24 protein-coding genes and 1 other RNA gene are annotated in these 23,610 nt (G+C 60.2%); 6 read left to right on the forward strand and 19 right to left on the reverse strand.

What is annotated here, in order from left to right:
• Positions 1 to 91 precede the first annotated feature (91 nt).
• The 13 genes from rfaE1 to gyrA form a co-directional block, all read right to left on the reverse strand.
• Entirely contained in the window at positions 92 to 1,057 is a 966-nt protein-coding gene (gene rfaE1 / locus BUC24_RS15685; protein ID WP_073218081.1) for a D-glycero-beta-D-manno-heptose-7-phosphate kinase, read from the reverse strand.
• Between the two features lie 2 nt (positions 1,058 to 1,059).
• The gene (gene lapB, locus BUC24_RS15690; protein ID WP_073218084.1) at positions 1,060 to 2,235 is read right to left on the reverse strand and encodes a lipopolysaccharide assembly protein LapB; all 1,176 of its coding nucleotides are present in this window, start codon (positions 2,233 to 2,235) and stop codon (positions 1,060 to 1,062) included.
• Between the two features lie 21 nt (positions 2,236 to 2,256).
• Positions 2,257 to 2,565 (reverse strand): LapA family protein, encoded by a 309-nt coding sequence (locus tag BUC24_RS15695; protein ID WP_073218087.1) that lies wholly within the window; start codon positions 2,563 to 2,565, stop codon positions 2,257 to 2,259.
• A gap of 190 nt (positions 2,566 to 2,755) precedes the next feature.
• Positions 2,756 to 3,061: an integration host factor subunit beta gene (locus tag BUC24_RS15700; protein ID WP_008446215.1), complete on the reverse strand. Its 306-nt coding sequence runs from the start codon at positions 3,059 to 3,061 to the stop codon at positions 2,756 to 2,758.
• 20 nt (positions 3,062 to 3,081) lie between these two features.
• Positions 3,082 to 4,764, reverse strand: a complete 1,683-nt coding sequence (rpsA, locus tag BUC24_RS15705; protein ID WP_073218090.1) for a 30S ribosomal protein S1 — start codon at positions 4,762 to 4,764, stop codon at positions 3,082 to 3,084.
• Positions 4,765 to 4,876: 112 nt separating this feature from the next.
• The gene (gene cmk, locus BUC24_RS15710) at positions 4,877 to 5,545 is read right to left on the reverse strand and encodes a (d)CMP kinase (RefSeq protein WP_073218093.1); all 669 of its coding nucleotides are present in this window, start codon (positions 5,543 to 5,545) and stop codon (positions 4,877 to 4,879) included.
• Between the two features lie 181 nt (positions 5,546 to 5,726).
• Positions 5,727 to 7,058, reverse strand: a complete 1,332-nt coding sequence (gene aroA, locus BUC24_RS15715; protein WP_073218095.1) for a 3-phosphoshikimate 1-carboxyvinyltransferase — start codon at positions 7,056 to 7,058, stop codon at positions 5,727 to 5,729.
• An 18-nt stretch (positions 7,059 to 7,076) separates the two neighbouring features.
• Positions 7,077 to 7,979 (reverse strand): prephenate dehydrogenase, encoded by a 903-nt coding sequence (locus BUC24_RS15720; RefSeq protein WP_073218097.1) that lies wholly within the window; start codon positions 7,977 to 7,979, stop codon positions 7,077 to 7,079.
• A 1-nt stretch (position 7,980) separates the two neighbouring features.
• The gene (gene hisC / locus BUC24_RS15725) at positions 7,981 to 9,087 is read right to left on the reverse strand and encodes a histidinol-phosphate transaminase (RefSeq protein ID WP_073218098.1); all 1,107 of its coding nucleotides are present in this window, start codon (positions 9,085 to 9,087) and stop codon (positions 7,981 to 7,983) included.
• A gap of 19 nt (positions 9,088 to 9,106) precedes the next feature.
• On the reverse strand, positions 9,107 to 10,186 hold the full coding sequence (gene pheA, locus BUC24_RS15730) for a prephenate dehydratase (protein WP_073218101.1): 1,080 nt from the start codon (positions 10,184 to 10,186) through the stop codon (positions 9,107 to 9,109).
• A gap of 35 nt (positions 10,187 to 10,221) precedes the next feature.
• The gene (serC, locus tag BUC24_RS15735; RefSeq protein WP_073218103.1) at positions 10,222 to 11,310 is read right to left on the reverse strand and encodes a 3-phosphoserine/phosphohydroxythreonine transaminase; all 1,089 of its coding nucleotides are present in this window, start codon (positions 11,308 to 11,310) and stop codon (positions 10,222 to 10,224) included.
• An 11-nt stretch (positions 11,311 to 11,321) separates the two neighbouring features.
• A complete protein-coding gene (locus BUC24_RS15740; RefSeq protein WP_073218106.1) occupies positions 11,322 to 11,867 on the reverse strand; it encodes a DUF2059 domain-containing protein in 546 nt (181 codons plus the stop codon).
• 255 nt (positions 11,868 to 12,122) lie between these two features.
• Positions 12,123 to 14,741, reverse strand: coding sequence for a DNA gyrase subunit A (gene gyrA / locus BUC24_RS15745; RefSeq protein ID WP_073218109.1), 2,619 nt, complete (start codon positions 14,739 to 14,741; stop codon positions 12,123 to 12,125).
• Between the two features lie 425 nt (positions 14,742 to 15,166).
• Here gyrA and ompA point away from each other — a divergent pair, with 425 nt between their 5' ends.
• From ompA to BUC24_RS15760, 3 genes are all read left to right on the forward strand, one after another.
• Entirely contained in the window at positions 15,167 to 15,868 is a 702-nt protein-coding gene (ompA, locus tag BUC24_RS15750) for an outer membrane protein OmpA (protein WP_073218112.1), read from the forward strand.
• A gap of 150 nt (positions 15,869 to 16,018) precedes the next feature.
• The gene (gene ubiG / locus BUC24_RS15755) at positions 16,019 to 16,714 is read left to right on the forward strand and encodes a bifunctional 2-polyprenyl-6-hydroxyphenol methylase/3-demethylubiquinol 3-O-methyltransferase UbiG (protein WP_073218115.1); all 696 of its coding nucleotides are present in this window, start codon (positions 16,019 to 16,021) and stop codon (positions 16,712 to 16,714) included.
• A 17-nt stretch (positions 16,715 to 16,731) separates the two neighbouring features.
• On the forward strand, positions 16,732 to 17,433 hold the full coding sequence (locus tag BUC24_RS15760) for an HAD family hydrolase (RefSeq protein WP_073218117.1): 702 nt from the start codon (positions 16,732 to 16,734) through the stop codon (positions 17,431 to 17,433).
• Positions 17,434 to 17,609: 176 nt separating this feature from the next.
• Here the strand turns inward: BUC24_RS15760 and BUC24_RS15765 are convergent, their stop codons facing one another.
• On the reverse strand, positions 17,610 to 17,933 hold the full coding sequence (locus BUC24_RS15765; RefSeq protein WP_073220188.1) for an energy transducer TonB: 324 nt from the start codon (positions 17,931 to 17,933) through the stop codon (positions 17,610 to 17,612).
• Positions 17,934 to 18,177: 244 nt separating this feature from the next.
• Here BUC24_RS15765 and ssrA point away from each other — a divergent pair.
• Both ssrA and BUC24_RS15775 read left to right on the forward strand, forming a co-directional pair.
• Positions 18,178 to 18,537: a transfer-messenger RNA gene (ssrA, locus tag BUC24_RS15770) on the forward strand.
• 301 nt (positions 18,538 to 18,838) lie between these two features.
• Positions 18,839 to 19,510, forward strand: coding sequence for a hypothetical protein (locus BUC24_RS15775; RefSeq protein ID WP_073218120.1), 672 nt, complete (start codon positions 18,839 to 18,841; stop codon positions 19,508 to 19,510).
• 13 nt (positions 19,511 to 19,523) lie between these two features.
• Here BUC24_RS15775 and BUC24_RS15780 read toward each other — a convergent pair whose 3' ends face one another.
• From BUC24_RS15780 to BUC24_RS15800, 5 genes are all read right to left on the reverse strand, one after another.
• Positions 19,524 to 19,919: a DUF488 domain-containing protein gene (locus tag BUC24_RS15780; RefSeq protein WP_073218123.1), complete on the reverse strand. Its 396-nt coding sequence runs from the start codon at positions 19,917 to 19,919 to the stop codon at positions 19,524 to 19,526.
• 4 nt (positions 19,920 to 19,923) lie between these two features.
• The gene (locus tag BUC24_RS15785) at positions 19,924 to 20,367 is read right to left on the reverse strand and encodes an acyl-CoA thioesterase (protein WP_073220192.1); all 444 of its coding nucleotides are present in this window, start codon (positions 20,365 to 20,367) and stop codon (positions 19,924 to 19,926) included.
• A gap of 122 nt (positions 20,368 to 20,489) precedes the next feature.
• Entirely contained in the window at positions 20,490 to 20,777 is a 288-nt protein-coding gene (locus BUC24_RS15790; protein WP_073218127.1) for a DUF378 domain-containing protein, read from the reverse strand.
• A gap of 140 nt (positions 20,778 to 20,917) precedes the next feature.
• A complete protein-coding gene (locus BUC24_RS15795) occupies positions 20,918 to 21,508 on the reverse strand; it encodes a type 1 glutamine amidotransferase domain-containing protein (RefSeq protein ID WP_073218129.1) in 591 nt (196 codons plus the stop codon).
• A 205-nt stretch (positions 21,509 to 21,713) separates the two neighbouring features.
• Positions 21,714 to 22,610, reverse strand: a complete 897-nt coding sequence (locus BUC24_RS15800) for a DnaJ C-terminal domain-containing protein (protein ID WP_073218132.1) — start codon at positions 22,608 to 22,610, stop codon at positions 21,714 to 21,716.
• A 95-nt stretch (positions 22,611 to 22,705) separates the two neighbouring features.
• On the opposite strand from BUC24_RS15800, the gene BUC24_RS15805 reads away from it, so the two are divergent.
• Entirely contained in the window at positions 22,706 to 23,608 is a 903-nt protein-coding gene (locus BUC24_RS15805) for a c-type cytochrome (RefSeq protein ID WP_073218135.1), read from the forward strand.
• Positions 23,609 to 23,610: the final 2 nt, after the last annotated feature.

Consider the following 23,610-nt stretch of genomic DNA (forward strand, 5'->3'; position numbering starts at 1 on the left):
CAGGACGGCACCATGCCGCCCACCACCTGGTAACGTCCCGCCCCTTGTCCAGGGTTGACGGGGACGATTGAGACTCATCAATACCGCAAATTCAGCTGCCGAAGAGTTCTGCCCGCGTGACAGTGGCAGTGCCGAGCTTGCCAACGACAATGCCGCCCGCGCGGTTGGCGGTCATGATGGCGTCGGCCATTGGCATGCCGGCCCCGAGCATGGACGCCATGGTGGCGATCACGGTGTCGCCCGCGCCTGAGACGTCGTAGACTTCACGCGCGTCGGCGTGCATGTGCAGAATTTCGGTGGCGGTGTACAAGCTCATGCCTTCTTCGGAGCGGGTCAGCAGCAAGGCATCCAGGCCCAGCGTTTCGCGCAAGCCCTGGGCCTTGGCCGTGAGCTGCTCTTCGCTTGACCAGCTGCCGACAATGCGGCGCAGCTCGGACTTGTTGGGCGTGAGAACGGTGGCGCCCTTGTAGGGCGAAAAATCGTCGCCTTTCGGATCGACCATGACGATCTTGCCGGCCGCGCGGCCCGCTTCGATCATGTGCGACACGTTGACCAGGCTGCCCTTGTTGTAATCGGACAGGATGATCACGTCGTAGTCGGGCAGCAAGGCATTGAACTGGGTCAGCTTGTCGCGCAGCACGGTGTCGGTGGGCGCGTCTTCAAAGTCGATGCGCAGCAACTGCTGCTGGCGGCCAATCACGCGCAGCTTGATGATGGTCGAGATCGCCTCGTCCCGCTGCAGATAGCTGTGAATGCTGGAGTCGCGCAGCAATTGCTCCACTTGCGTCCCGGCCTCGTCATTGCCGACCACCCCTAATAAGCCGCAGTGGGCGCCCAGTGCGGCGGCATTGCGCGCCACGTTGGCCGCACCGCCCAGGCGCTCTTCACGTTTTTCGATGCGCACGATGGGCACGGGGGCTTCCGGCGAAATACGGCTGACGTCGCCAAACCAGTAGCGGTCCAGCATGACATCGCCCACCACCAGAATGCGCACGGCGTGCAGATCGGGCGCCACAATCGGCGGGTAGGTATCGGTGGTCAGGAGGCGGCTTATCATCGTCAGTTCATCACGTTAAGTTCTTCGGTGCGGCGCGGCGGGTAGGTTTCCCACTGACTGCAGCCTGGACATTGCCAGTAGAACTGGCGGGCCTTGAAACCACAGTGGCTGCAGCGGTAGCGGGCCAGTTTCTGGGTGTAGCCGTGGATCAAATTCTTGACCATCGACAGTTCTTCCCAGATATTGGCCGGCGCATCCATCAAGCGCGCTTCGAGCAGCTTGTCCAGACCCAGCAAGGTGGGATTGCGGCGCAGCTCGTCAAGCACCAGCTGCTTGGCAGCATCGACACCATCGAGTTCAATCACGGCCTTGAACACCACATCGATCAGGTCGATCGACGAGGCTTCCGCTAGGTACGAGCGCAGCAGATTGACGCCTTCCTGCGGGCGGCCCACCTTGCGGTAACCATCCATGAGGCGGCCTGCCACCAGAGCCACGTGCGGCACCGACTGCTGCTCGACGCGGCGCCAGGTCATCAAGGCGCCCTCGACGTCGCCGCCGGCCAGTTGGGCGTCGCCCGTGAGCATGGTTGCGCGCACGTTGTTGCGGTCGGTCTGGACCGCAGCGTCGAGCAAAGTCAGCGCTTCGGCCGTTTGCAGGTGGACGAGGCTATCCTGGGCCAGCTCGCAATAGAACTGGGCAATTTCTTTCTGCCGTGAGCCAGTGCCGGATTCCTGCAAACCCCGGGCCGCGTCGATGGCACGCTGCCACTCTTTTTCGCGCTGGAAGATTTCCAGCAGCGAGCGCCGGGCCTGCACCGAATAAGGCGTGTCGAGCAGCTGGTTGAAGGTTTCTTCGGCGCGGTCGAGCAGACCGGCTTTCAGGTAATCCATGCCCAGTTCGTATTTGGCCTGGGCTTGCTGTTCAGCCGGCAAATCCGGACGCGCTAGCAAGTTCTGGTGCACGCGGATGGCGCGTTCAATCTCGCCGCGGCGGCGAAACAGATTGCCGAGTGCAAAGTGCATATCGGCTGTTTCCGGATCCATCTTGACGATATCGATGAAGGCATCGATCGCCTTGTCGGGCTGCTCGTTCAGCAGAAAATTGAGGCCCTTGAAATAGGCGCGCGGCAAGGTGCGCGATTCGGACAGCAATTGGCGGATATCGACGCGTGCCGTGATCCAGCCCATCGCGAAAAACAGGGGGATGCCAATGAGCATCCAGTTTTCAAATTCCATGCGCGTATTTTTCTTGTGATGTTATTTGAGCTGGTTGCTGACCACGTCGGGCGCAGGCTGGGTGGGACCGGTGCGGGCCACGCTTTGCAGCGCTTGAATGGTGGTCTTGTGCTTGCTGGTTTCGCGGCGGTGGCGGAATACGGTCGGCGTGACAGCCAGGATGCCGAGGGCGGCGCCGGACACAAAGAAGGCCAGCAGCATCAGCACCAGCGGACCGCGCAATTCATAATTCAGGAAAAAATGCAGGTCCACTTCCTGGGTGTTTTTCAGCGCAAAACCGAAGAACAGCGTGAACAGCAGGATGCCAACTAGCGTGGATAAAAGTTTCATCTCAATGAACGGTATGGTGAGGGTGCGGGTATCGCATATTACACCATTATAACAAGGCGCCGAGAGGGCTTTCCCTATGACAAGCCCAGCAAAAATTGCAGTATTGAGGTCTGACCCCGATAGTGAAACTTTTTGTCGGGGCGAAAAAAAACGGCATCCGAGGATGCCGTTTTTTGTGTCGCCAGGCGACTTAGTCTTCAATAATCGGTTGCCCAACCATCGCATCAACCCGTTCGCGCAATTGCTTGCCAGGCTTGAAGTGCGGAACCCGTTTTTCGGGAACCATCACCTTGTCGCCGGACTTTGGATTGCGTCCGATCCGTGGCGGCCGGCTATTCAGGGCAAAACTGCCGAAACCACGGATCTCGATGCGCTGACCAGTCGCCAAGGCGTTGGTCATGGCATCGAGGATGGTCTTGACAGCGTACTCCGCATCCTTGGCCACCAGCTGAGAATAACGCTCAGCGAGGCGGTTGATCAGTTCGGACTTCGTCATCTAGTCTGATTCCGACTGTCTTAGTTCTTGTTGTCGAACTTGGCTTTGAGCAGTGCGCCCAGGCTGGTGGTGCCCGATGCGGCGTTGCTGTCAGCCGACGATGCCATCTTCTGCATCGCTTCCTGGGTTTCAACATTGTCTTTCGCTTTGATCGACAGCTGGATGCTGCGTGCTTTGCGATCGATGTTGATGACCAGTGCTTCGACGGAATCACCAACTTTCAGGTGGGTGCCGGCATCTTCCACGCGGTCGCGCGAGATTTCGGAAGCACGCAGGTAGCCTTCGACTTCTTCGGACAGCTGAATGACCGCGCCCTTAGGCTCGACCGACTTGACCGTACCCGTTACCAGGGAGCCTTTGTCGTTCATTGCTGCGAAGTTGTTGAATGGGTCACCTTCCAGTTGCTTGACGCCCAGGGACACGCGCTCACGCTCGACGTCGATGGCCAGAACGATGGCTTCCAGTTCGTCACCTTTCTTGAAGCGACGAACAGCTTCTTCGCCGGTTTCGGTCCAGGACAGGTCCGACAGGTGTACCAGGCCGTCGATGTTGCCAGCCAGGCCGATGAACACGCCGAAGTCGGTGATCGATTTGATCGCGCCGCGGACTTTGTCACCCTTCTTGTGGGTTACGCCGAAGTCATCCCATGGATTGGCTTTGCACTGCTTCATGCCCAGCGAAATACGGCGACGCTCTTCGTCGATCTCGAGAACCATGACTTCCACTTCGTCGCCCAGCTGGACAACTTTGTTTGGTGCCACGTTCTTGTTGGTCCAGTCCATTTCGGACACGTGAACCAGACCTTCGATACCCTGCTCGACTTCCACGAACGCGCCGTAGTCGGTCAGGTTGGTTACCTTGCCGAACAGACGGGTGCTTTGTGGGTAACGACGGGACAGACCGGTCCATGGGTCGTCGCCCAGTTGCTTCACGCCCAGGGAAACGCGGTTCTTTTCCTGATCGTACTTCAGAACCTTGGCAGTGATTTCCTGGCCAACGGTCAGCACTTCCGATGGGTGACGCACACGACGCCATGCCAGATCGGTGATGTGCAGCAGGCCGTCGATACCGCCCAGATCCACGAACGCGCCGTAGTCGGTGATATTTTTGACGACGCCGGTAACCACGGTGCCTTCTTTCAGGGTTTCCATCAGCTTCTGGCGCTCTTCGCCCATCGAAGCTTCGATGACAGCGCGGCGCGACAGAACGACGTTGTTACGCTTACGGTCGAGCTTGATGACCTTGAATTCCAGGGTCTTGCCTTCGAACGGGGTGGTGTCCTTGACTGGACGGGTGTCGACCAGCGAACCCGGCAGGAAGGCACGGATGCCGTTGGTCAGAACGGTCAGGCCGCCCTTGACTTTGCCATTGACGGTACCGACGACGATCTCGCCCGATTCCATGGCTTTTTCCAGTGCCAGCCACGATGCCAGGCGCTTGGCCTTGTCACGCGACAGGATGGTGTCGCCGAAGCCGTTTTCCAGCGATTCAATCGCTACGGAAACGAAATCGCCAACTTGAACTTCCAGTTCGCCCTGGTCGTTCTTGAATTCTTCGATAGGAATGAACGCTTCGGATTTCAGGCCGGCGTTGACGATCACGAAGTTGTGATCCAGACGTACGACTTCAGCCGAAATGACTTCGCCCGAACGCATGTCTTGACGCGACAAGGATTCTTCGAATAGCGCTGCAAAACTTTCCATTGTGGACATAATTTACTCTAGTGAGCCAGCAGAGATCGCACGATGCGACTTAAACTGGGTTAGGTTGAACCAACGCCTGCAGCGGCACAATTGCTGCTACAAGCACCTGCTACTACTTGACTGCCGCATACCATTTCAACACTTGCTCGATGGCTTCGTCAGCCGTCATGTTCGATGTATCGAGGCGATGCGCCCCCTCTGCCGGCACCAGCGGTGCGATGGCCCGGTTTGTATCCCGGTCGTCGCGCGCCTGTAAATCAGACAGGAGGTCTTCCATATTAGCAGAAAACCCCTTGTCAATCAATTGCTTATATCGGCGCTGCGCACGCGCCGCCACGCTTGCGGTCAGGAACACCTTGAGCTGGGCGTGGGGGAAAATCACGGTGCCCATGTCGCGCCCGTCGGCCACCAGGCCGGGCGGCTTGCGAAAGCCCAGTTGCAGAGCGAACAGGGCCTGGCGCACGGTCGGCAAGGCAGCGATTTTCGATGCCATGTTGCCAACTTCTTCAGCGCGGATGAGCTGGGTGACGTTTTCGTTGGCCAGCAGGATTTCGCCGCCGGCGAAATGGGCCGGCAGGTGTTCGGCCAGCTTGGCCAGGGCGTGTTCGTCGGTCAGGGGCGTGTCGCGCCGGATTGCCGACAGAGCGGTCAGGCGGTACAGGGCGCCGGAATCCAGGTAGTGGAAGCCAAGCTTGTCGGCGACCTTGTGGGCGACCGTGCCTTTGCCGGAGGCGGTGGGGCCGTCGATGCAGATGACGGGGATGGCGTGGGTTGTGGACATGGTTTGACCTTGGTGTTGAGACGGGTGCAGTTGCAATCTTAGCAGCAGAGTACAGATGAGAATGAACTGGCAACTGCACAAAAAACCATCGCCCTCGCGAAGGCGGGGGCCTATGGCACGCTGAACAACTTCGGTAACGTGGTATAGGCCCCCGCCTGCGCGAGGGCGATGTTGGTACATCTTAGATGAGTGTTTCTTTCGCGATTCCTGAAAAGGCTTCGAAATAATCGGGGAAGGTCTTGGCCACACACTTCGGGTCCAGAATACGCATCTGGTTGCCGCGCCGCGCCTTGCCGTCCACGGTCGCCAGCGAGAAGCACATCGCCATGCGGTGATCATCGTAGGTTTCAATGGTCGCGGCCAGAATCTCCTCGGGCGGCGTGATCGTGATGTAGTCGGCGCCCTCTTCCACCACCGCGCCCAGCTTGCGCAGCTCGGTGGCCATGGCCGCCAGACGGTCGGTTTCCTTCACGCGCCAGCTGGCGATATTGCGCAGGGTGCTGGTGCCGTCCGCGTACAAGGCGGCCACCGCAATCGTCATGGCCGCGTCGGGAATGTGATTGAAGTCAGCGTCAATGGCTTTGAGCACGCCATTCGATTTCGCCTCGATCCAGTTGTCGCCGCGGGTGATGGTCGCGCCCATCTGCTCCAGCGCTTCGGCAAAGCGCACATCGCCCTGGATGCTGTCGCGCCCCACGCCTTCTACCCGCACCGGTCCGCCGCCAATGGCGCCAGCGGCCAGGAAGTAGGAAGCAGAAGACGCGTCGCCCTCGACGTGAATATCACCGGGGCTGATGTACTTCTGCCCCGGCTGCACCGTGAACGACTGCCAGCCGTCCTGCTCCACCGTCACGCCAAAACGGCGCATCAGGTTGAGGGTGATTTCGATGTATGGCTTGGAAATGAGTTCGCCAACCACGTCGATCGAGACCGGATGCTCGCGCACCATCAGCGGCGCCGCCATCAACACGGCAGTCAGGAACTGGCTCGACACATTGCCGCGCACGGACATGCGGTCAGCGTGAATATGGCCGCGCCGGATGCGCAGCGGCGGGAAGCCTTCAACACCGGTGTATTCAATCTGCGCACCGACGGCGTTGAGCGCGTCGACCAGGTCGCCGATGGGACGCTCATGCATGCGCGAGACGCCATGCAGCGTGAAGTCGCCGCCAATCACGGCCAGCGCTGCCGTCAGCGGGCGAATGGCGGTGCCGGCATTGCCCATGAACAGATCGGCTTCGTGGTTCGGCAGTGCGCCACCCGCGCCATGGACGATATGGGTATGGTCGTCCAGCTGCTCCCAGCCGATGCCCAGCGAACGCAGCGCGCCCAGCATGACAAGTGTGTCGTCCGATGCCAGCAAATCGTGGATGGTGGTGGTGCCTTCGCTGAGCGCGGCCAGCAGCAAGGTGCGGTTGGAAATGCTTTTTGATCCGGGCAGGCGCACGACGCCTTCGACGTGCATGACCGGATGAATATCAAGGTGGTGCGGGTAGTGCTTTTGCTGCGTCATGCCGGAATTCCTTACTGATTATTCTGCGGTGTCTTTGGGTGGCGGCGCTTCGGCCGCCTCGATGGCTTCGATCCATCGGCAGCGGGCTTGCTGCGCGTTGGAGTAGACCGCCTCGATGGCCGCGCCGTTGCCTGAAGCAAGGTGGGCCCGCAATGCGGTCAATTGTGCCATATACGAGTCGAGCTCCCCCAACAGCGCGGCCTGATTGGCCAGGCTGATGTCACGCCACATTTCAGGCGAGGATCCGGCAATGCGGGTAAAGTCGCGAAAACCGGAGGCTGCATACTGGAACAGCAAATCGGCGTGCGGCTTGTTGGCGATATCGTCAACCAGCGCGTACGCAAGTAAATGAGGCAGGTGCGAGACCGAGGCAAATACCTTGTCATGGTCCTGTGCTGAAAGCTGATGGATCACCGAGCCGCACGCGGTCCAGGCGGCAGCCACGCGCGCCACATCGGCGGCCGCATTTTCAGGCAAGGGTGTGAGTACGGTTTTCTTGCCGATGTACAGATCGACGATGGCAGCGTCGGGACCATTGGTCTCGCGCCCTGCGATCGGGTGGCCCGGTACAAACTGGCCAATCTTGTTGCCCAGCGCGGCGCGCGCGGCGGCCACCACGTCCGATTTGGTGCTGCCGGCATCGGTGACCACCGTACCAGGCTCCAGAAACGGAGCCAGCGACGCCAGAATACGCCCGGTCTGCGCCACCGGCGCTGCGATCAGCACCAGACTTGCGCCGCGCATCGCATCCTGCACAGAAGGGGCCACCTGATCGACGATGCCCAGTTCCAGGGCACGCGCCATGGCCTCGGGCGAGCGGCCCACACCAACGATGGTGCCCACTGCGCCAGCATGGCGCAAGGCCCGGGCGAACGAACCGCCGATCAGACCCACACCGAAGATGACGACTTTATCGATCACGTCAGCTCAGCGCCTTTTTGAGGGCGGCAATGAAGATCGCGTTTTCCTGCGGCAGGCCGATGGAAATGCGCAGCCACTGCGGCAGACCATAATTGCCCACCGGGCGCACGATCACACCCTGCTTGAGCAGGGCCAGATTCACGCGTGCACCGGCGCCGTCGTCGTTACCGACCTTGACCAGCACGAAGTTGCCAAAGGACGGCACGTATTCCAGGCCGAGTTCCTGGAACGCTTCCACAAACTGACTGTAGCCAGCCGCATTGTTTTTGGCGCCCTGCTCCAGGAATGGCTTGTCATTCAATGCCGCGATGGCCGCAGCCTGCGCCAGCGAATTGACGTTGAAGGGCTGGCGAATGCGGTTCATCAGATCCGTCACTGCAGGCTGCGCAATGGCAAAGCCCACGCGCAGACCGGCCAGGCCGTAGGCTTTGGAGAAGGTGCGCGAGACCAGCAGATTGGGATACTTCTGCACCCATTTGGCCGACTCGAACTGCTGCTCGGGCGCGAGGAATTCGTTGTACGCTTCGTCGAGTACCACCACCAAGTGCGCAGGTACCTTGGCCAGGAAGGCTTCGATCTGCGCCGCCGGAATGAAGGTGCCGGTCGGGTTGTTGGGATTGGCGATGAAGACCAGGCGCGTGTCGGCGTCGATGGCGGCAGACATGGCGTCGAGATCGTGACCATACTCCTTGGCAGGGACCACAATGGCACGCGCACCCACGCCTTGCGTGGCCAGCGCGTACACAGCAAACGAATACTGCGAGTACACCACGGCCTGACCTTTTTGCACAAAGGCGTGGGCGGCGATTTCAAGAATGTCGTTCGAGCCATTGCCGAGCGTGATCCAGTCGGCCGGCACATCGTAGCGCTTGGCCAGCGCCGCCTTCAGGTCGAAACCATTGGCGTCCGGGTAGCGGCCCAGGTCCGCCACCGCAGCGGCCATAGCGGTTTTGCTCGACTCCGGCACGCCGAACGGATTCTCGTTCGAGGCAAGCTTGACGATGTTGGCTTCGTCAAGACCGAACTCGCGGGCGACTTCGGCGATGGGTTTGCCTGCCTGGTAAGGGGCGATGGCGCGAACGTAATCTGGACCGTATTGCTGGGACATGGACTATCTCTGAAGTGGGTTATGTGAGGCTGAGCGGATACGAGCCCAGGACCTTGAAAAATGCTGCGTTATCTTTGAGTTCCTCGAGCGCCTTGGCCACCGCTGGATTCTGCACGTGGCCTTCGATATCGACGTAGAAGTAGTACTCCCAGGTGCCGATGCGGGCCGGGCGCGATTCGAAGCGCGTCATCGACACGCCATTCACGGCCAGGGGGGCGAGCAGGTTGTACACGGCGCCCGCCTTGTTGGGCACGGCCAGTACCAGCGAGGTCTGGTCGGCGCCGGACGGATTGGTTTGCAGGTGGCCGATGACGGCAAAGCGGGTGCGGTTGTGCGGGTCGTCCTGGATGTGGCCATTGACCACGCCCAGCTTATACTGCTCGCCTGCCATTTCGCTGGCGATGGCGGCAATCGAAGCATCCTTGCTGGCCATGACGGCCGCTTCTGCGTTCGAGGCCACTGCGCGCCGTTCGATATGCGGATAGTGCTGATTGAGCCAGACCTGGCACTGGGCCAGCGCCTGCGAATGGGCGCACACCACCGTCACACCATCCATGTTGCCCGTCTTGGTCATCAAGCTGTGGTGGACGGGAATGGCGATTTCGCCGCTGATGATGGTGGTGGTGCCGAGCATCAGATCGAGCGTGCGGTTGATCGCGCCTTCGGACGAGTTTTCCACCGGGACGACGCCAAAATCGGCGGTGCCGGCCTCGGTGGCACGGAACACTTCGTCGATGGAGATGCAGGGCAAACCTTCCACCGCGCTGCCGAACTGCTGGTACACGGCCTGCTCGCTGAACGTACCGGCCGGGCCCAGGTAGGCGACGGTGACGCGCTTTTCCAGCGAGCGGCAGGCGGACATGATTTCGCGGAAGATGGTTTGCACTTCGGCGCCCTTGAGCGGCCCGGGATTGCGTTCAGCCACACCGCGCAGCACCTGGGCTTCGCGCTCGGGGCGAAACACGGGCGCATTGGTTTCGGCCTTCACGTGGCCGACTTCCTGCGCCAGTTGCGCGCGGCGGCTCAGCAGGTCGAGAATTTGCGCATCGATGGCATCGATCTGTTCACGCAAGGGTGTCAATTTGTCTGTCATGGTCATGCAGTCATTGTGCGGTGGACGGCACCAGCGGCATATTACCGGCCGGCGAACTCGTTCAAATAATCGACCAGGGCTTGCACGCCCTCGATCGGCATCGCGTTGTAAATCGATGCTCGCATACCGCCGACGGACTTGTGGCCCTTCAGTTGCAGCAGGCCGCGCGCTTTTGCACCGGCCAGGAATTGATCGTTCAGCGTTTCATCGCGCAGGAAGAACGGCACGTTCATGCGCGAGCGGCAGTCTTTGGCGACGCGGTTCTGGTAAAAATCATCGGCGTCCAGCGCCGCATACAGCAGCTCCGCCTTGGCGATATTACGCTGTTCCATGGCCGCCACCCCGCCCTGGCGCTTGAGATGGGCAAACACCAGCCCCGCAATATAGATGCTGTAGGTCGGCGGCGTGTTGTACATGGAGTCGTGTTCTGCCACGATATTCCAGTCGAAGGCCGAAGGGCAGATCGGCAGCGCGCTGCCCAGCAGGTCTTCGCGCACAATCACCAGCGTCAGGCCAGCAGGGCCAATGTTCTTTTGCGCGCCGGCGAAAATTACGCCGTACTTCGAAACGTCGATTTCGCGCGACAGGATGTGCGAGGACATGTCCGCTACCAGAGGCGTGTCGCCCTGCACGGTGGGCACGAAGTTGTACTCGACGCCGTCGATGGTTTCGTTGGTGCAGACATGAACATAAGCGGCGTCGCGCGTGAGCTTCCAGTATTCCTGCGGCGGCACCGAGGTAAAGTGGCCGGGTTCGGAAGTGGCAGCCACGTTCACTTCGGCATAGCGCTTTGCTTCCTTGATCGATTTGCCAGACCAGGAGCCGGTGTGCACAAAGTCAATGGTGGCAGGCTGCTTGTGGCGGCCCAGCAGATTCATGGGCACGATGGCATTTTCGCCCAGGCCGCCGCCCTGCAGGAACAGGACTTGGTAATTATCCGGAATGCGCAGCAGATCGCGCAGGTCGCGCACGGCAGCCTGGTAGATCGAAATGAACTCGGGACCGCGATGACTCATCTCCATGACGGACATGCCGCTGCCATGCCAGTCGAGCATTTCGGCGGCGGCTTGTTCGAGCACCTCTTTCGGCAGGACGGCGGGGCCGGCGGAGAAATTGTAGATCTGGGTCACGTGGGGTCCTCTTATTTATCGGCGGGCTGCATCAGCTCTTCAAGAATTTTTTCGGTACGCGGCGCCATGAAGGTCTGGCCCAGCGTCAGCGATTCGCTCAGGATGCGCGGCGCCAGGGCCAGCGTCTTGGCGCCTTCCGGTGTGCGGTAGAAGGCGGCGATTTTCTGCATCTCGGCGATCGTGAAATAGCGCGTGTAGAGCTTGGCCGTTTCGTTGGTGATGGTCTCGGTGGTGGCCGGGTCGGCAAACAGCTTTTCCAGTGCCAGGTCGGCTGCCGGCAGCTTCTTTTCGATCGATGCAACGCGTTTGGCGCGGGTGGCCGCGTCCAGGGTCTTGTCGGCGGCCAGTTTTTTGCCGGCGGTGCTGCGCAGGACGGCAGGTGCATTGTCCGATGCGGTTTTCAGTTCCTGCTCAAGCGTGAACTTGAAGCGCATGGCCACCAGCAGGTCGTGCGCGACGGCGACCGCCATGGGGTCGATTTTTTCGTCGGCTGCAAAGGACGACGCATGGGAACCGATCAGGGTGAAGGTTAACAGTGCGAGGAACAGTCTTTTCATGTGCGACATCAAAATATAGTTACCATCGCCCTCGCGAAGGCGGGGGCCTATAGCACGCTGATCGAATTCGGCACAGTGCTATGGGTCCCCGCATGCGCGAGGACGATGAAATGGGTATTCGTCTTCCCAAAAGAAAACGCCTTCCACCACTGCCTGCGCCATCGTGGCACCAGCAATGGTGGAAGGCGCTTTCCGCTTTCCACCTGCGCGCTTGGGGCACTGTCATTTTCGCATGAAACAGCGCCCCTTGCAGGCTTACTCCGGTGCATTCTCCAGATCGACTTCTTCCAGGTCGGTTTCGACGATGCGTTGCAGACCCGACAGCTTGGTGCCGTCTTCGACTGCAATCAGCGTCACGCCCTGGGTGGCGCGGCCCATCTCGCGGATCTCGGACACGCGGGTGCGAATCAGCACGCCGCCGGTCGTGATCAGCATGATTTCGTCGGTCGTGTCGACCAGCGTCGCTGCCACCACCTTGCCGTTGCGTTCCGAGGTCTGGATCGCGATCATGCCCTTGGTGCCGCGGCCATGGCGGGTGTACTCGGTAATTGGCGTACGCTTGCCGAAGCCGTTTTCGGTTGCCGTGAGCACGGACTGCTGCTCGTTCTCGGCCACCAGCAGCGCGATCACGTTCTGGCCATCTTCCAGGTTCATGCCGCGCACACCGCGCGCGGTACGGCCCATCGGACGGACATCGTTTTCGTCAAAGCGCACTGCCTTGCCCGAATCGGAGAACAGCATGACATCGTGCTCGCCATCGGTGAGCGCAGCGCCGATCAGGAAGTCGCCGTCGTCCAGGTCAACCGCAATGATGCCGGCCTTGCGTGGATTGCTGAAGTCCTTCAGCGGCGTCTTTTTCACGGTACCCAGGCTGGTCGCCATGAACACGTAATGGTCTTCCGGGAAGGTGCGGTTCACGCCGGACAGCGGCAGGACCACGGTGATCTTCTCGTTATCGGCCAAAGGGAACATGTTGACGATTGGCTTGCCGCGCGAATTGCGCGAGCCTTGCGGCACTTCCCACACCTTCAGCCAGTACATGCGGCCGCGGTTCGAGAAGCACAGAATGTAATCGTGCGTGTTGGCGATGAACAGCTGGTCGATCCAGTCTTCCTCTTTGGTGGCCATGGCCTGCTTGCCGCGTCCACCGCGTTTTTGCGCGCGGTACTCGGAAATCGGCTGCGACTTCATGTAACCGGTGTGCGACAAGGTCACGACCATATCCTGCGGCGTGATCAAGTCTTCGGTTTCGAGGTCGGTGGCATTGAGTTCGATGGTCGAACGGCGTACGTCCTTGTTGCCGGTGCCGTAGTCATTGACGATGACGGTCATTTCATCGGTGATGATGGTCGTCACGCGTTCCGGCTTGGCCAAAATGTCGAGCAAGTCGGCGATGTGCGCCATGATGTCCTTGTACTCGTTGACGATCTTGTCCTGTTCCAGACCGGTCAAACGCTGCAGACGCATCTGCAAAATCTCTTGCGACTGCTCGTCGGAGAGCTTGTACAGGCCATCTGGCTGCATGCCGTAGTGCTTTGGCAGGTGCTCGGGACGGAAAGCGTCGATGCCGCCCACGGTGCTGCCTTCGGCAGTACGCATCAGCATTTCGCGCACCAGGGACGAATCCCAGGCACGCGCCATCAGTTCGGTCTTGGCGACCGGCGGCGTTGGCGCGGCCTTGATGATGGCGATGAAGTCATCGATGTTGGCCAGCGCGACGGCCAGGCCTTCGAGCATGTGGCCGCGTTCGCGCGCCTTGCGCAATTCGAACACGGTGCGGCGCGTGACCACTTCGCGGCGGTGCGCCAGGAAGCATTGCAGCATCTGCTTGAGGTTGAGCAGCTTGGGCTGGCCGTTGACCAGCGCCACCATGTTCATGCCGAAGGTGTCTTGCAGCTGGGTCTGCTTGTACAGATTGTTCAGCACCACTTCCGGTACTTCGCCGCGTTTCAGTTCGATGACCACGCGCATGCCCGACTTATCGGACTCGTCGCGGATATCGGAAATGCCTTCGAGCTTCTTGTCGCGCACGTTTTCGGCGATACGCTCAAGCAGCGACTTTTTATTGACCTGGTACGGCAGCTCATCGACGATGATCGCGATGCGGCCGCCATCCTTGCCGTATTCTTCGAAGTGGGTCTTGGCGCGCATGACCACGCGGCCGCGGCCGGTGCGGTAACCGTCGCGCACACCGGACACGCCGTAGATGATGCCGGCAGTCGGGAAGTCCGGCGCCGGAATGATCTCGATCAGTTCGTCAATCGTGCAATCCGGGTTACGCAGCACGTGCAGCGCGCCATTGACCACTTCGGTCAGATTGTGCGGCGGAATATTGGTTGCCATACCGACGGCGATACCGGACGAGCCATTGATCAGCAGGTTCGGAATGCGGGTTGGCAGAACCGTTGGCTCTTTTTCCTTGCCGTCGTAGTTGGGCTGGAAGTCGACGGTGTCCTTGTCGATATCGGCCAATACTTCGCTGGCGATCTTGTCCAGGCGGCACTCGGTGTAACGCATTGCCGCAGCGGAGTCGCCGTCGATGGAACCGAAGTTACCCTGACCGTCGACCAGCGTATAGCGCAGCGAGAAGTCCTGGGCCATGCGCACCAGCGTGTCGTAAATCGACGCATCGCCGTGCGGGTGATACTTACCCATCGTTTCGCCGACCACGCGTGCGCACTTGACGTACGGGCGGTTGTACACGTTGTTCATTTCGTGCATGGCGAACAAGACGCGGCGGTGCACCGGCTTCAAGCCGTCGCGCACATCCGGCAAGGCGCGGCCCACGATCACGCTCATGGCGTAATCGAGGTAGCTCTTGCGCATCTCTTCTTCGAGGGAAATGGGGATTGTTTCTTTTGCGAATTGATCCATTGGCGGGTCGACTGATCTCAGGCTGTGGTTATAGTAGCTGTACGCAAATGCTGCATGGGTGCCTGCTGATCCGGCCAGCGCACATCGCGGTGCGAACGCCGATCTTATCAACAGAAGCGTGGGATTTTAGCATGCGCCGTATGGCAGCTGGTCAAATCCTGCAAACCCGCATGGAATGTCATGACGGCGTCATTCAAATCTGCGTTACTACTGCATGTTGCACGAATACAACGAGGCCTTGTACAATCATGTCCTATTGAATTAGCGCGGTCGTGCTATTTCTAAGCGTGTGGCAAAATGATTAAACGTTAATTGCCTGTTTCACAATTTGTAACAGGTACCAGTGGGGCAAGCTGTTACTATCTTGTTCACAAGCCCAGTAGCGCAGTGGAAACTGCGGATATCCCCCGAAAGGAAAGAAAACAATGAAAAAATTGACAATGATTTTGGCAGTTGCAGCAGCGGCCAATGGCGCCATGGCGCAGACCTCGCCTCCGTTTGCTCCCCTGACCACCGACATCATTGCGCCGAAGGGCAACGCCGGTTACGTGATTGACGCGCGCGGCGTCGTCGCACGCGATCCGTTCGGCCTGTGCTGGCGTACCGGTTCCTGGACCAAGGCCGATGCCATTCCAGGATGCGACCTGCCAGTGTGCGTTGAGCCAGCCAAGCTGGAAGATGGCAAATGCGTGACCCCACCACCAGTGGTCGAGCCAGTTGCAGTGACCCCGGTGGCACCAGTTGCACCAGTGGTTGAGCCAACCATCACCGCAGAAAAAGTCAGCTTCGCTGCAGACGCGTTCTACGATTTCGACAAAGCTACCCTGAAGCCAGAAGGCAAAGCCAAGCTGGACGATCTGGCCTCGAAACTGAGCGGCATCAACCTGGAAGTCATCATTGCCGTCGGCCACACCGACTCCAAAGGCACCGATGCTTACAACGAAAAGCTGGCGATCCGCCGTGCTGAATCGGTCAAAGCCTACCTGCAAGGTAAAGGCGTCGATGCCAACCGCATCTACACCGAAGGCAAAGGCGAGAAGCAGCCAGTGGCCGACAACAAGACCGACGCTGGCCGCGCCCAGAACCGTCGCGTTGAAATCGAAGTCGTTGGCACCCGCGCCAAGTAATTCCTGACTTGCCGGGCTTGCTTTGCAAGCCCGCGCCGTCAAGCAGATGCCGTTCAGTTTCGCTGAACGGCATTTTTTTTGACCCGGTTTCTGCCCCGCTGACGGGCAAAGAAACACCGTCCTACCCAATTTCCCGCTATTATTCCGCGTATGAATGCCGACCCTCTCGAAATCCAGAAATTTAGTGAACTTGCCCACCGCTGGTGGGATCCCACGTCCGAATTCAAACCGCTGCACGAGATCAATCCGCTGCGCCTGGAATGGATCAATGCCAAGGTTGCGCTGGCCGGCAAAAAAGTGATCGACATCGGTTGCGGCGGCGGCATTCTGACCGAATCCATGGCACGGAAAGGTGCTGACGCGACCGGGATCGACCTGTCCGAAAAAGCGCTCAAAGTGGCCGACCTGCACAGTCTGGAGTCAGGGGTCACGGTGCGCTACGAGCACATTGCCGCCGAAGACATGGCCGCCAAAGAAGCGGGCCAGTACGACGTGGTGACCTGCATGGAAATGCTGGAACACGTGCCGGACCCGGCCTCGATCGTCAAAGCCGCGGCCACGCTGGTCAAGCCTGGCGGGCACGTGTTCTTCTCGACCATCAACCGCAATCCGAAAGCGTATCTGTTTGCCGTGGTGGGTGCCGAGTACCTGCTGCGCATGCTGCCGAAAGGCACGCACGACTATGCCAAGTTCATCACCCCGGCCGAGCTGTCGCAGTTTGTGCGCGAAGCCGGACTGCAAGTCGATGGCATCAAGGGCATGACCTACAACCCGCTGACCAAAATCTACGCGCTGAACCAGGACACCGATGTGAATTACATGGTGGCTTGCAGCCGTCCGCTCTGACCGTATCCGCTGATCCCATGACTTCCACCACGCAGCGCCCGCGCGCCATTCTGTTCGACCTTGACGGCACGCTGGCCGATACCGCTCCCGACCTGGCGGCCGCCGTCAATATGCTGCGCGTCGAGCGCGGACTGGAACCGACGCCCTACGCCATTTTGCGGCCAACCGCCTCGGCTGGCGCACGCGGCATGATCGGTGCGGCTTTTGGCTTGACGCCGGCTGACGAGGGCTACGAAGCCTTGCGTTTGCAGTGGTTCAGCAATTATGAAGCTGCCATGGCAGTGCACTCGACCTTGTTTGGAGGCGTGACCGAATTGCTTGACGGGCTGGAGCACGCTGGCGTGGCCTGGGGCATCGTCACCAACAAGCCGGCGCGGTTTACCGACCCGCTGGTGCCGCAGATTGGCCTGGCGCACGCCGGCTGCATTATTTCCGGTGACACGGTGGGTGTGGCCAAGCCGCATCCGGCGCCCTTGCTGGAAGGTGCGCGCCGGCTCGGCATTGCGCCGACGGATTGCTGGTATGTGGGCGACGACCTGCGCGATATCGAAGCGGGGCGTGCTGCCGGCATGACGACCGTGGCTTGCGCCTGGGGATACTGCGGCGCGACTGAACCGGTGCACTGGGGCGCTGATTATTTGCTGGATACACCAACCGATCTGCTGGAACTGGTGCGCAACGTATTGGCTGCGCCCGCCAAAAAATCGATGGTGGCATAAATATCCCCCCACATCGTCCTCGCGAAGGCGGGGACCCATGCCACGCTGGCTTAGTGGTATATCGTGCACGCTATGGGTCCCCGCCTGCGCGAGGACGATGTATCGGTTTGCCCAGTCGAAAAAAAACCACCCCGCAGGGTGGTCAAGTCAGAACATCAAGGAAAAACGGGAATGTCTTAGCTCAGGGTCCAGCTGTATTCAACCTTGGTCCAGGTGCTGTCTGGCTTGCCATCCTTGCTGCCCGGCTTGAACTTGCAAGCGGAGACAGCGGAAATCGCTGCTTTGTCCAGGCCCTTGAAGCCGCTGGTCTTGTCCAGCTTCGACTCGAGAACGCGGCCTTCAGCCGACACCAGGAACATCATCGACACAACGCCCTGCTCTTCGTTCATCAGCGATGCTTTTGGATATTCAGCCTTGCAGCTCTTGGCATCGAATACGGCTGGCACTTCACCAGCAACTGCGCTGCCACCGATAGCGGCGAAGACGAAAGCGGCGAACATTTTCAGAGCATTTTTACGGGAAATCATGGATGAAACTCCTGTGTCAAATTAGTGGGGAGTGATCGTTTAATTAACAACCAATAACGATACTATACGGCAACACATGACGTGCGGCAACTTATTTCGTTCCGCACGGCAATTTTTGTTGCTAGGAAGTCGCATCATTCTCTTCTGTCAACGGGGAATTCGGTACTCATGCGAGCGCGCCACCCAATGGCGTGATGCGCTACAATAGAGGTTCTGTGGGGGCGACCTGGTTTCGACGTGGGTTGCAAAGCAGCGCAGGGCATACCGAGGGCGGGCTACCTCGTAAATACAACCTGAAAAACTTAACTGCAAACGATAACTCGTACGCACTCGCAGCTTAATTGCTGCTAGCTCTAGAACACCTCGTCCCTGGGGTGGGCCGTCAAAAGCTCTAGAGTCATTTACAGGGACTCGTCTTGAACTGGGTTACTTAGTTCCGGACTAAATAATAGGTAACTCGCTTGTACACAGCGTGCACGTCCGCGTTGTACCGGTTAAATTAAATGGCAGTGCTAAGTATGTAGAACTGTCTGTAGAGTGCTTGCGGACGCGGGTTCGATTCCCGCCGCCTCCACCACAGCATCCTAAAAAACCGTCCAGTGGACGGTTTTTTTTCGCCGTCCCGTGATGGCGGCGGGAATTGAACCCGCGTCAGCGGGGCGTAGCCGGGGTTTCGAGCCGCATGCGGCGAGCCGGCGAAGCGACCCGCGCGTACTCGCGCGGGGCTCTCCGATTCGTCTGACCAAAGGGAAATCGCTGCGCGATTTCTTGCCCTCCGCCTCCACGCTCAGTTGTTACCCCCCCCGCGAAAATTTGCCCCTCCCCAACAATCTCCCATTACACTATGCTCTGACACAATTCCGCAGAAGAAGGTCCCCATGAAACTCAAACTCCTGGCAACGCTGGCCTGCCTCACCTCCACCCTGGCAGTGGCGGGCGACATTCCCCCGCTCCACATCGAACCCTTGGCTGTCGGTGACAGCTGGACCTACAAAAAGACGGTCACGATCGGCAGCAACAGCACCAAGTCCCTGATCAACTACAAGATCGCCAGCAAAACGGACGCCAACAAACTGGTCTATCAATCGCTGCTGGCCGAAGTCAAAGTGCGCGGCGGACCGGAGTGGCGCAAGATCGGCGAAGTCGAAGCAGGCGGCTGCCTGATTGACGTCGCCGGCGGCGGCTCCCTGGGACTGGAAAACACCTGCACCATCGAATTTGCGCCTGGCATGGACTGGGATACCGAAGTCGTTGAAAAAGACCAGAAGAGCAAACGCAAGTACGTCGTGGTCGGCAAAGAAACCATTTCGGTCCCTGCCGGCACCTTCGAGACCACCAAGATCGACGCTGTCTGGCAAAGCACCAAAGTGAACAACGCCAAACTGTCAGCAGGCGAAAACCTCGCAGCCGAACGCTACAAGTTCACCTACTGGTACTCGCCCGAAACAAAAGCCATGGTCAAGGTCGTGCGCAAATTCCACAACGGCTTTGGCGCTGTGGAATCGACCGTCACGGAAGAACTCGACGCTTACCGCCCCGCTAGCAAGTAAGCGCAACACCCCATCAGACGGCGCCAGCCACATCGGCGCCGCTCTCCAGCAACAGCTGGCGCAAGATGCTGCGATGGCAGTGTGCCTCGTCCTCGCAATAACACCCCACTGAAAACGCGCTGGTGTGCGACAAGGCCGCCAGCGTGCTGATCACATGCGCCGCCTCGGGCGCATTCATTTCCTTGCGATACGCGCTGGCAAAATGCTGCCACTCGGCCGCGCTGACGGCCGCCCTGCCCTCGGCCATCAAGGGAGCACTTGGCGCCAGGTTCGGCAGCCAGACATCGTAATAATCGCGGCTGGCAAATTCCGCTTTGGGAACCCCGCGCGGTGGCCGCCGCACGGTGCCGATGCGCAGCCCTTCGTGCGCACTGCGCGGCGAACCCAGACGCACGATGCTGACCGCCATGGCCTTACGCGCGGCTGCTGTTGGGCAGAGCGACGAAGTCATCGGCATGCGCCAGCGCCTGCAAGTGCACCAGCAGGTGTTCCGGCGGACACACCAGCTTGCGCGCATTCAGATCGAACCAGCCCGCGGTGGAGGTCACGCGCGCGGCCAGAACGTCCTTGCGGTAAAAATCATTGCGCAGACGCATGCGGCTGCCATCGTCGGACAGGCCTGCCAGACTCATGGTGATGCGCACTGGATCAAGCAGCTGGAATTCGCGAAAATACTCGACTTCATCTTTCATCACCACCGGCCCCAGACGCAAGCGCATGAATTCGGACATGGGAAAACCGCAGGACGCAAAATACATCATGCGCACATCGGCAGATTTATCGAGATAGGCGGTGTTGCGCATATGGGCGTTGAAGTCCATGTCGCCCCAGCCGGCAACCAGTGTTTGTTCGTACATCGCGGCTTCCTTTGGCAGCATTGTGCAAGCGGGAACTGTACCGCAATTGCGCAGGCTTTGCCGGCAAAGAAAAGCCCGCGCATGATCAGCTTGCGGCTGTCATGCGCGGTGCATGGCCGACGCTAGCGCCTGGATGCGGCCATCTTGCTGCTGGTGTAAATGGAATACAGCGCCGACAAGCCCACCAGCACATACACAATGCGCGAGAGCGGCGTTTGCGTGCCGAACAGGCTTGCCACCAGATCGATGTTGGCCAGACCCACACTGCCCCAGTTCAGCCCGCCCACAATGAGCAGCACCATGGCCACCCAGTCGAGCGCGTTGAGTTTGCCCTTGCTCAGGCTTGCGCCGGTTGTGCGGCGGTCCAGAATATGCCTGCGTTCGGATGCAGGCGCGTTTATCGTTGCCATGACTACCTCCTTGGTTTGCCTTGCGCTGTGAAGCACTGCCCGCGGCAGCGCACCGATGTGCCGGCTCGCCTGCGAGACAGAACCGGACATCTACTACGACAGCGCAAAGGCGCGCAAGTTTGCTCGCCACAGCAACTGGCTTAGGAACTCGGTCCGATATCGGCGTCAATCGGGTTGACCAGCATGGTCTGCATCAAGGCATTGTTGAAGGCAGGCAGATCGTCCGGCTTGCGGCTGGTGATGAGCTTGCCGTCGATGACGACTTCATCGTCGCTCCATTCAGCGCCCGCGTTGCGCAAATCCGTTTGCAGGCTGGGCCAGCTGGTCAGGTGGCGCGTGTTGGCCACGCCTGCATCGATCAAGGTCCAGGGACCATGGCAGATGGCGGCAATCGGCTTGTCCTGGCTGGCAAAGCTGCGGATGAAGTCAATTGATTCAGGACTCATGCGCAGCTGGTCGGGATTCGATACGCCACCGGGCAGCACCAGTGCGTCGTAAGCGCGCGGATCGGCCTGTTTGACATTGAGCTCAACCTCAAAGCTGTCAGCCTTGTCGGCATGATTGAAGCCTTGCACCTGCTCGCCCTTCTCTTTGGGCGACAGCAGCGTCACCTGCGCGCCATGCTCCTCCAGAAACGTGCGCGGGGCGGTGTACTCGATTTGCTCCACGCCATCGGTCATCAGCACAGCGATGCGCTTGCCTTTCAATGCGGTTCCATTGTTCGTTTCCATGGTTTCTCCTTATACGTTTTGACTGGTGATCGTTCGAAGTCTAGAAGGAACAAGCGGAAAATGGCGCGGCCTTGAGCAAAGGAAACACTGTCTGTAAATACAGGTATTGTCAGCAAGGATTGCGATGCCTCAATCCCGTCCGGCGGGTCAGTAGCATAGTCATCGTTATCGTCCGTGTCAGGAGATTCCGATGCCCGTCCTTCCGTTACCTGCCTGCGCCCGCCCTGGGATTGAAGGCAAGATCGCGCGCCATGGCTTGATACAGCTCGCGCGCGCGTGCACTGCTGGCCGGGGGCAAGACCACCTCCAGCACCAGATACAGGTCGCCTGGCGGCTGCCCGGGAATGCCGCGCCCTTTCAGGCGCAGCTTGCGGCCCGGCTGCGATCCGGGCGGCACGGCCACTTCGACCTGGCCAGCCGGGGTGGGCACATCAATGTGCGCGCCCAGCGCCGCCTCCCAGGGTGCCACCGCCAGATCGCGAAACACATGGCGCCCCTCGACCCGGTAATGCGGATCGGGGCGGAAGCTCACTTCAAGCACCAGGTCGCCGGGCGGGCCGCCATGGACCCCGTCCTGCCCCTGACCCGGCAAACGGATCTGCTGCCCTGGCAAAATTCCCTTGGGGATCTGCACCTCAATACTGCGCTCGCGCTCCTGCGTGCGCAGACTGACCATGTGATGCGCGCCGCGGTAGCTGTCCTGCAAATCGATGGCCATGCTGGCGTGCACGTCTTCGCCCCGCATGGCAAAGCCGCCGCGCGCCCGGCCGCGCCGCCCCACATGGGCGAACAAGTCGGCAAACACGTCCTCGGCAGAAGCGCCGCCAAAACCGCCGAAGTCGCCGCCGCCCCAGTCCGGCGGTGGCTGGAACGGCTGGCCCGCATGCATATTGCTGCCGAGCGCATCGTAGGCGGCGCGTTTTTCAGCGTCACCCAGTACCGCGTAGGCCTCGTTGATTTCCTTGGTTTTCTGGTCCGCATCCTTGGCCTTGCTGACGTCCGGATGGTATTTGCGCACCAGCTTGCGATACGCCTTTTTGATGTCATCGGCCGAGGCATCCTTTTTTACGCCCAGCGTCTGATAGTAATCCTTGTATTCCACGAGCGGTCCTCCGCGAACGGTGACTGTCATCGTACTGTGGGGACCTGGTACAGAGCGCACGCTTCCGGCAAGCATGCCCACACGGAGCGGCTACCATGACACGCTGGCTGCGCCGCACCATGTGGGCCATGCTCACGCTGGCTTTGGCACTGGCATTGACTGCGTGGGTTGGCCAGATCATGGGCGAACGAAAAATGCAGCGCGTGATCGCCATTGAGCCGGCAGCGCTGCAAACCACGCCCGGCGGCGTCTCGTTGCAGCAAGGCCGCTATCTGTTCGCCACGCGCGGCTGCGCCGACTGTCACGGCGCCAGTGGCGCCGGCCAGGAAGTGATCCGCAGCGGCCGTATGCTGGTTGCCTCGCCGAATATCACCAGCGGCGCCAGCAGCGCCACCGCTGCCTACCGTGAACGCGACTGGGTGCGCACGCTGCGCCATGGCGTCAAGCCAAACGGCCGGCCGGTCATGATCATGCCCAGCGAAGACTACAACCGCCTGAGCGATAACGATCTGGCCTCCATCATTGCCTACGTGCGGCAGTTGCCGCCCGTAGCAGGCACGCGCGCCCTGGTCCAGCTGCCGCGCAAAGTGAAGGTGCTGTACGCCGCCGGCGTGGTCAGGGACGCAGCCGAACTGATTGACCATTCACTGGCCCCGCAGCCGCCCGTGGCGCCAGCCGTGAACCTGGCCCATGGCGGCTACGTTGCGCGCAGCTGCATGGGCTGCCACGGAGAACACATGAGTGGGGGAAGAATTCCTGGTGCGCCGCCCGAGTGGCCGGCGCCCGCGAACCTGACGCCAGGCGAAGGCAGCGCGATGGTGCGCTATCCCAGTCCGCAAAGCTTCATGGCCATGCTGCGCAGCGGGCTGCGCCCGGACGGCAGCGCCATCAGCAGCGTAATGCCATTCGGCTCACTGCGGCAGATGAACGAAGTGGATGTATTTGCCCTGCACGCCTATCTGCAAGCGCTGCCCGCGCGCCGCGCGGGACAGCGCTGAGC

Source organism: Massilia sp. CF038 (genome assembly GCF_900129765.1).
In the GTDB taxonomy this organism is placed as follows: domain Bacteria; phylum Pseudomonadota; class Gammaproteobacteria; order Burkholderiales; family Burkholderiaceae_D; genus Telluria_A.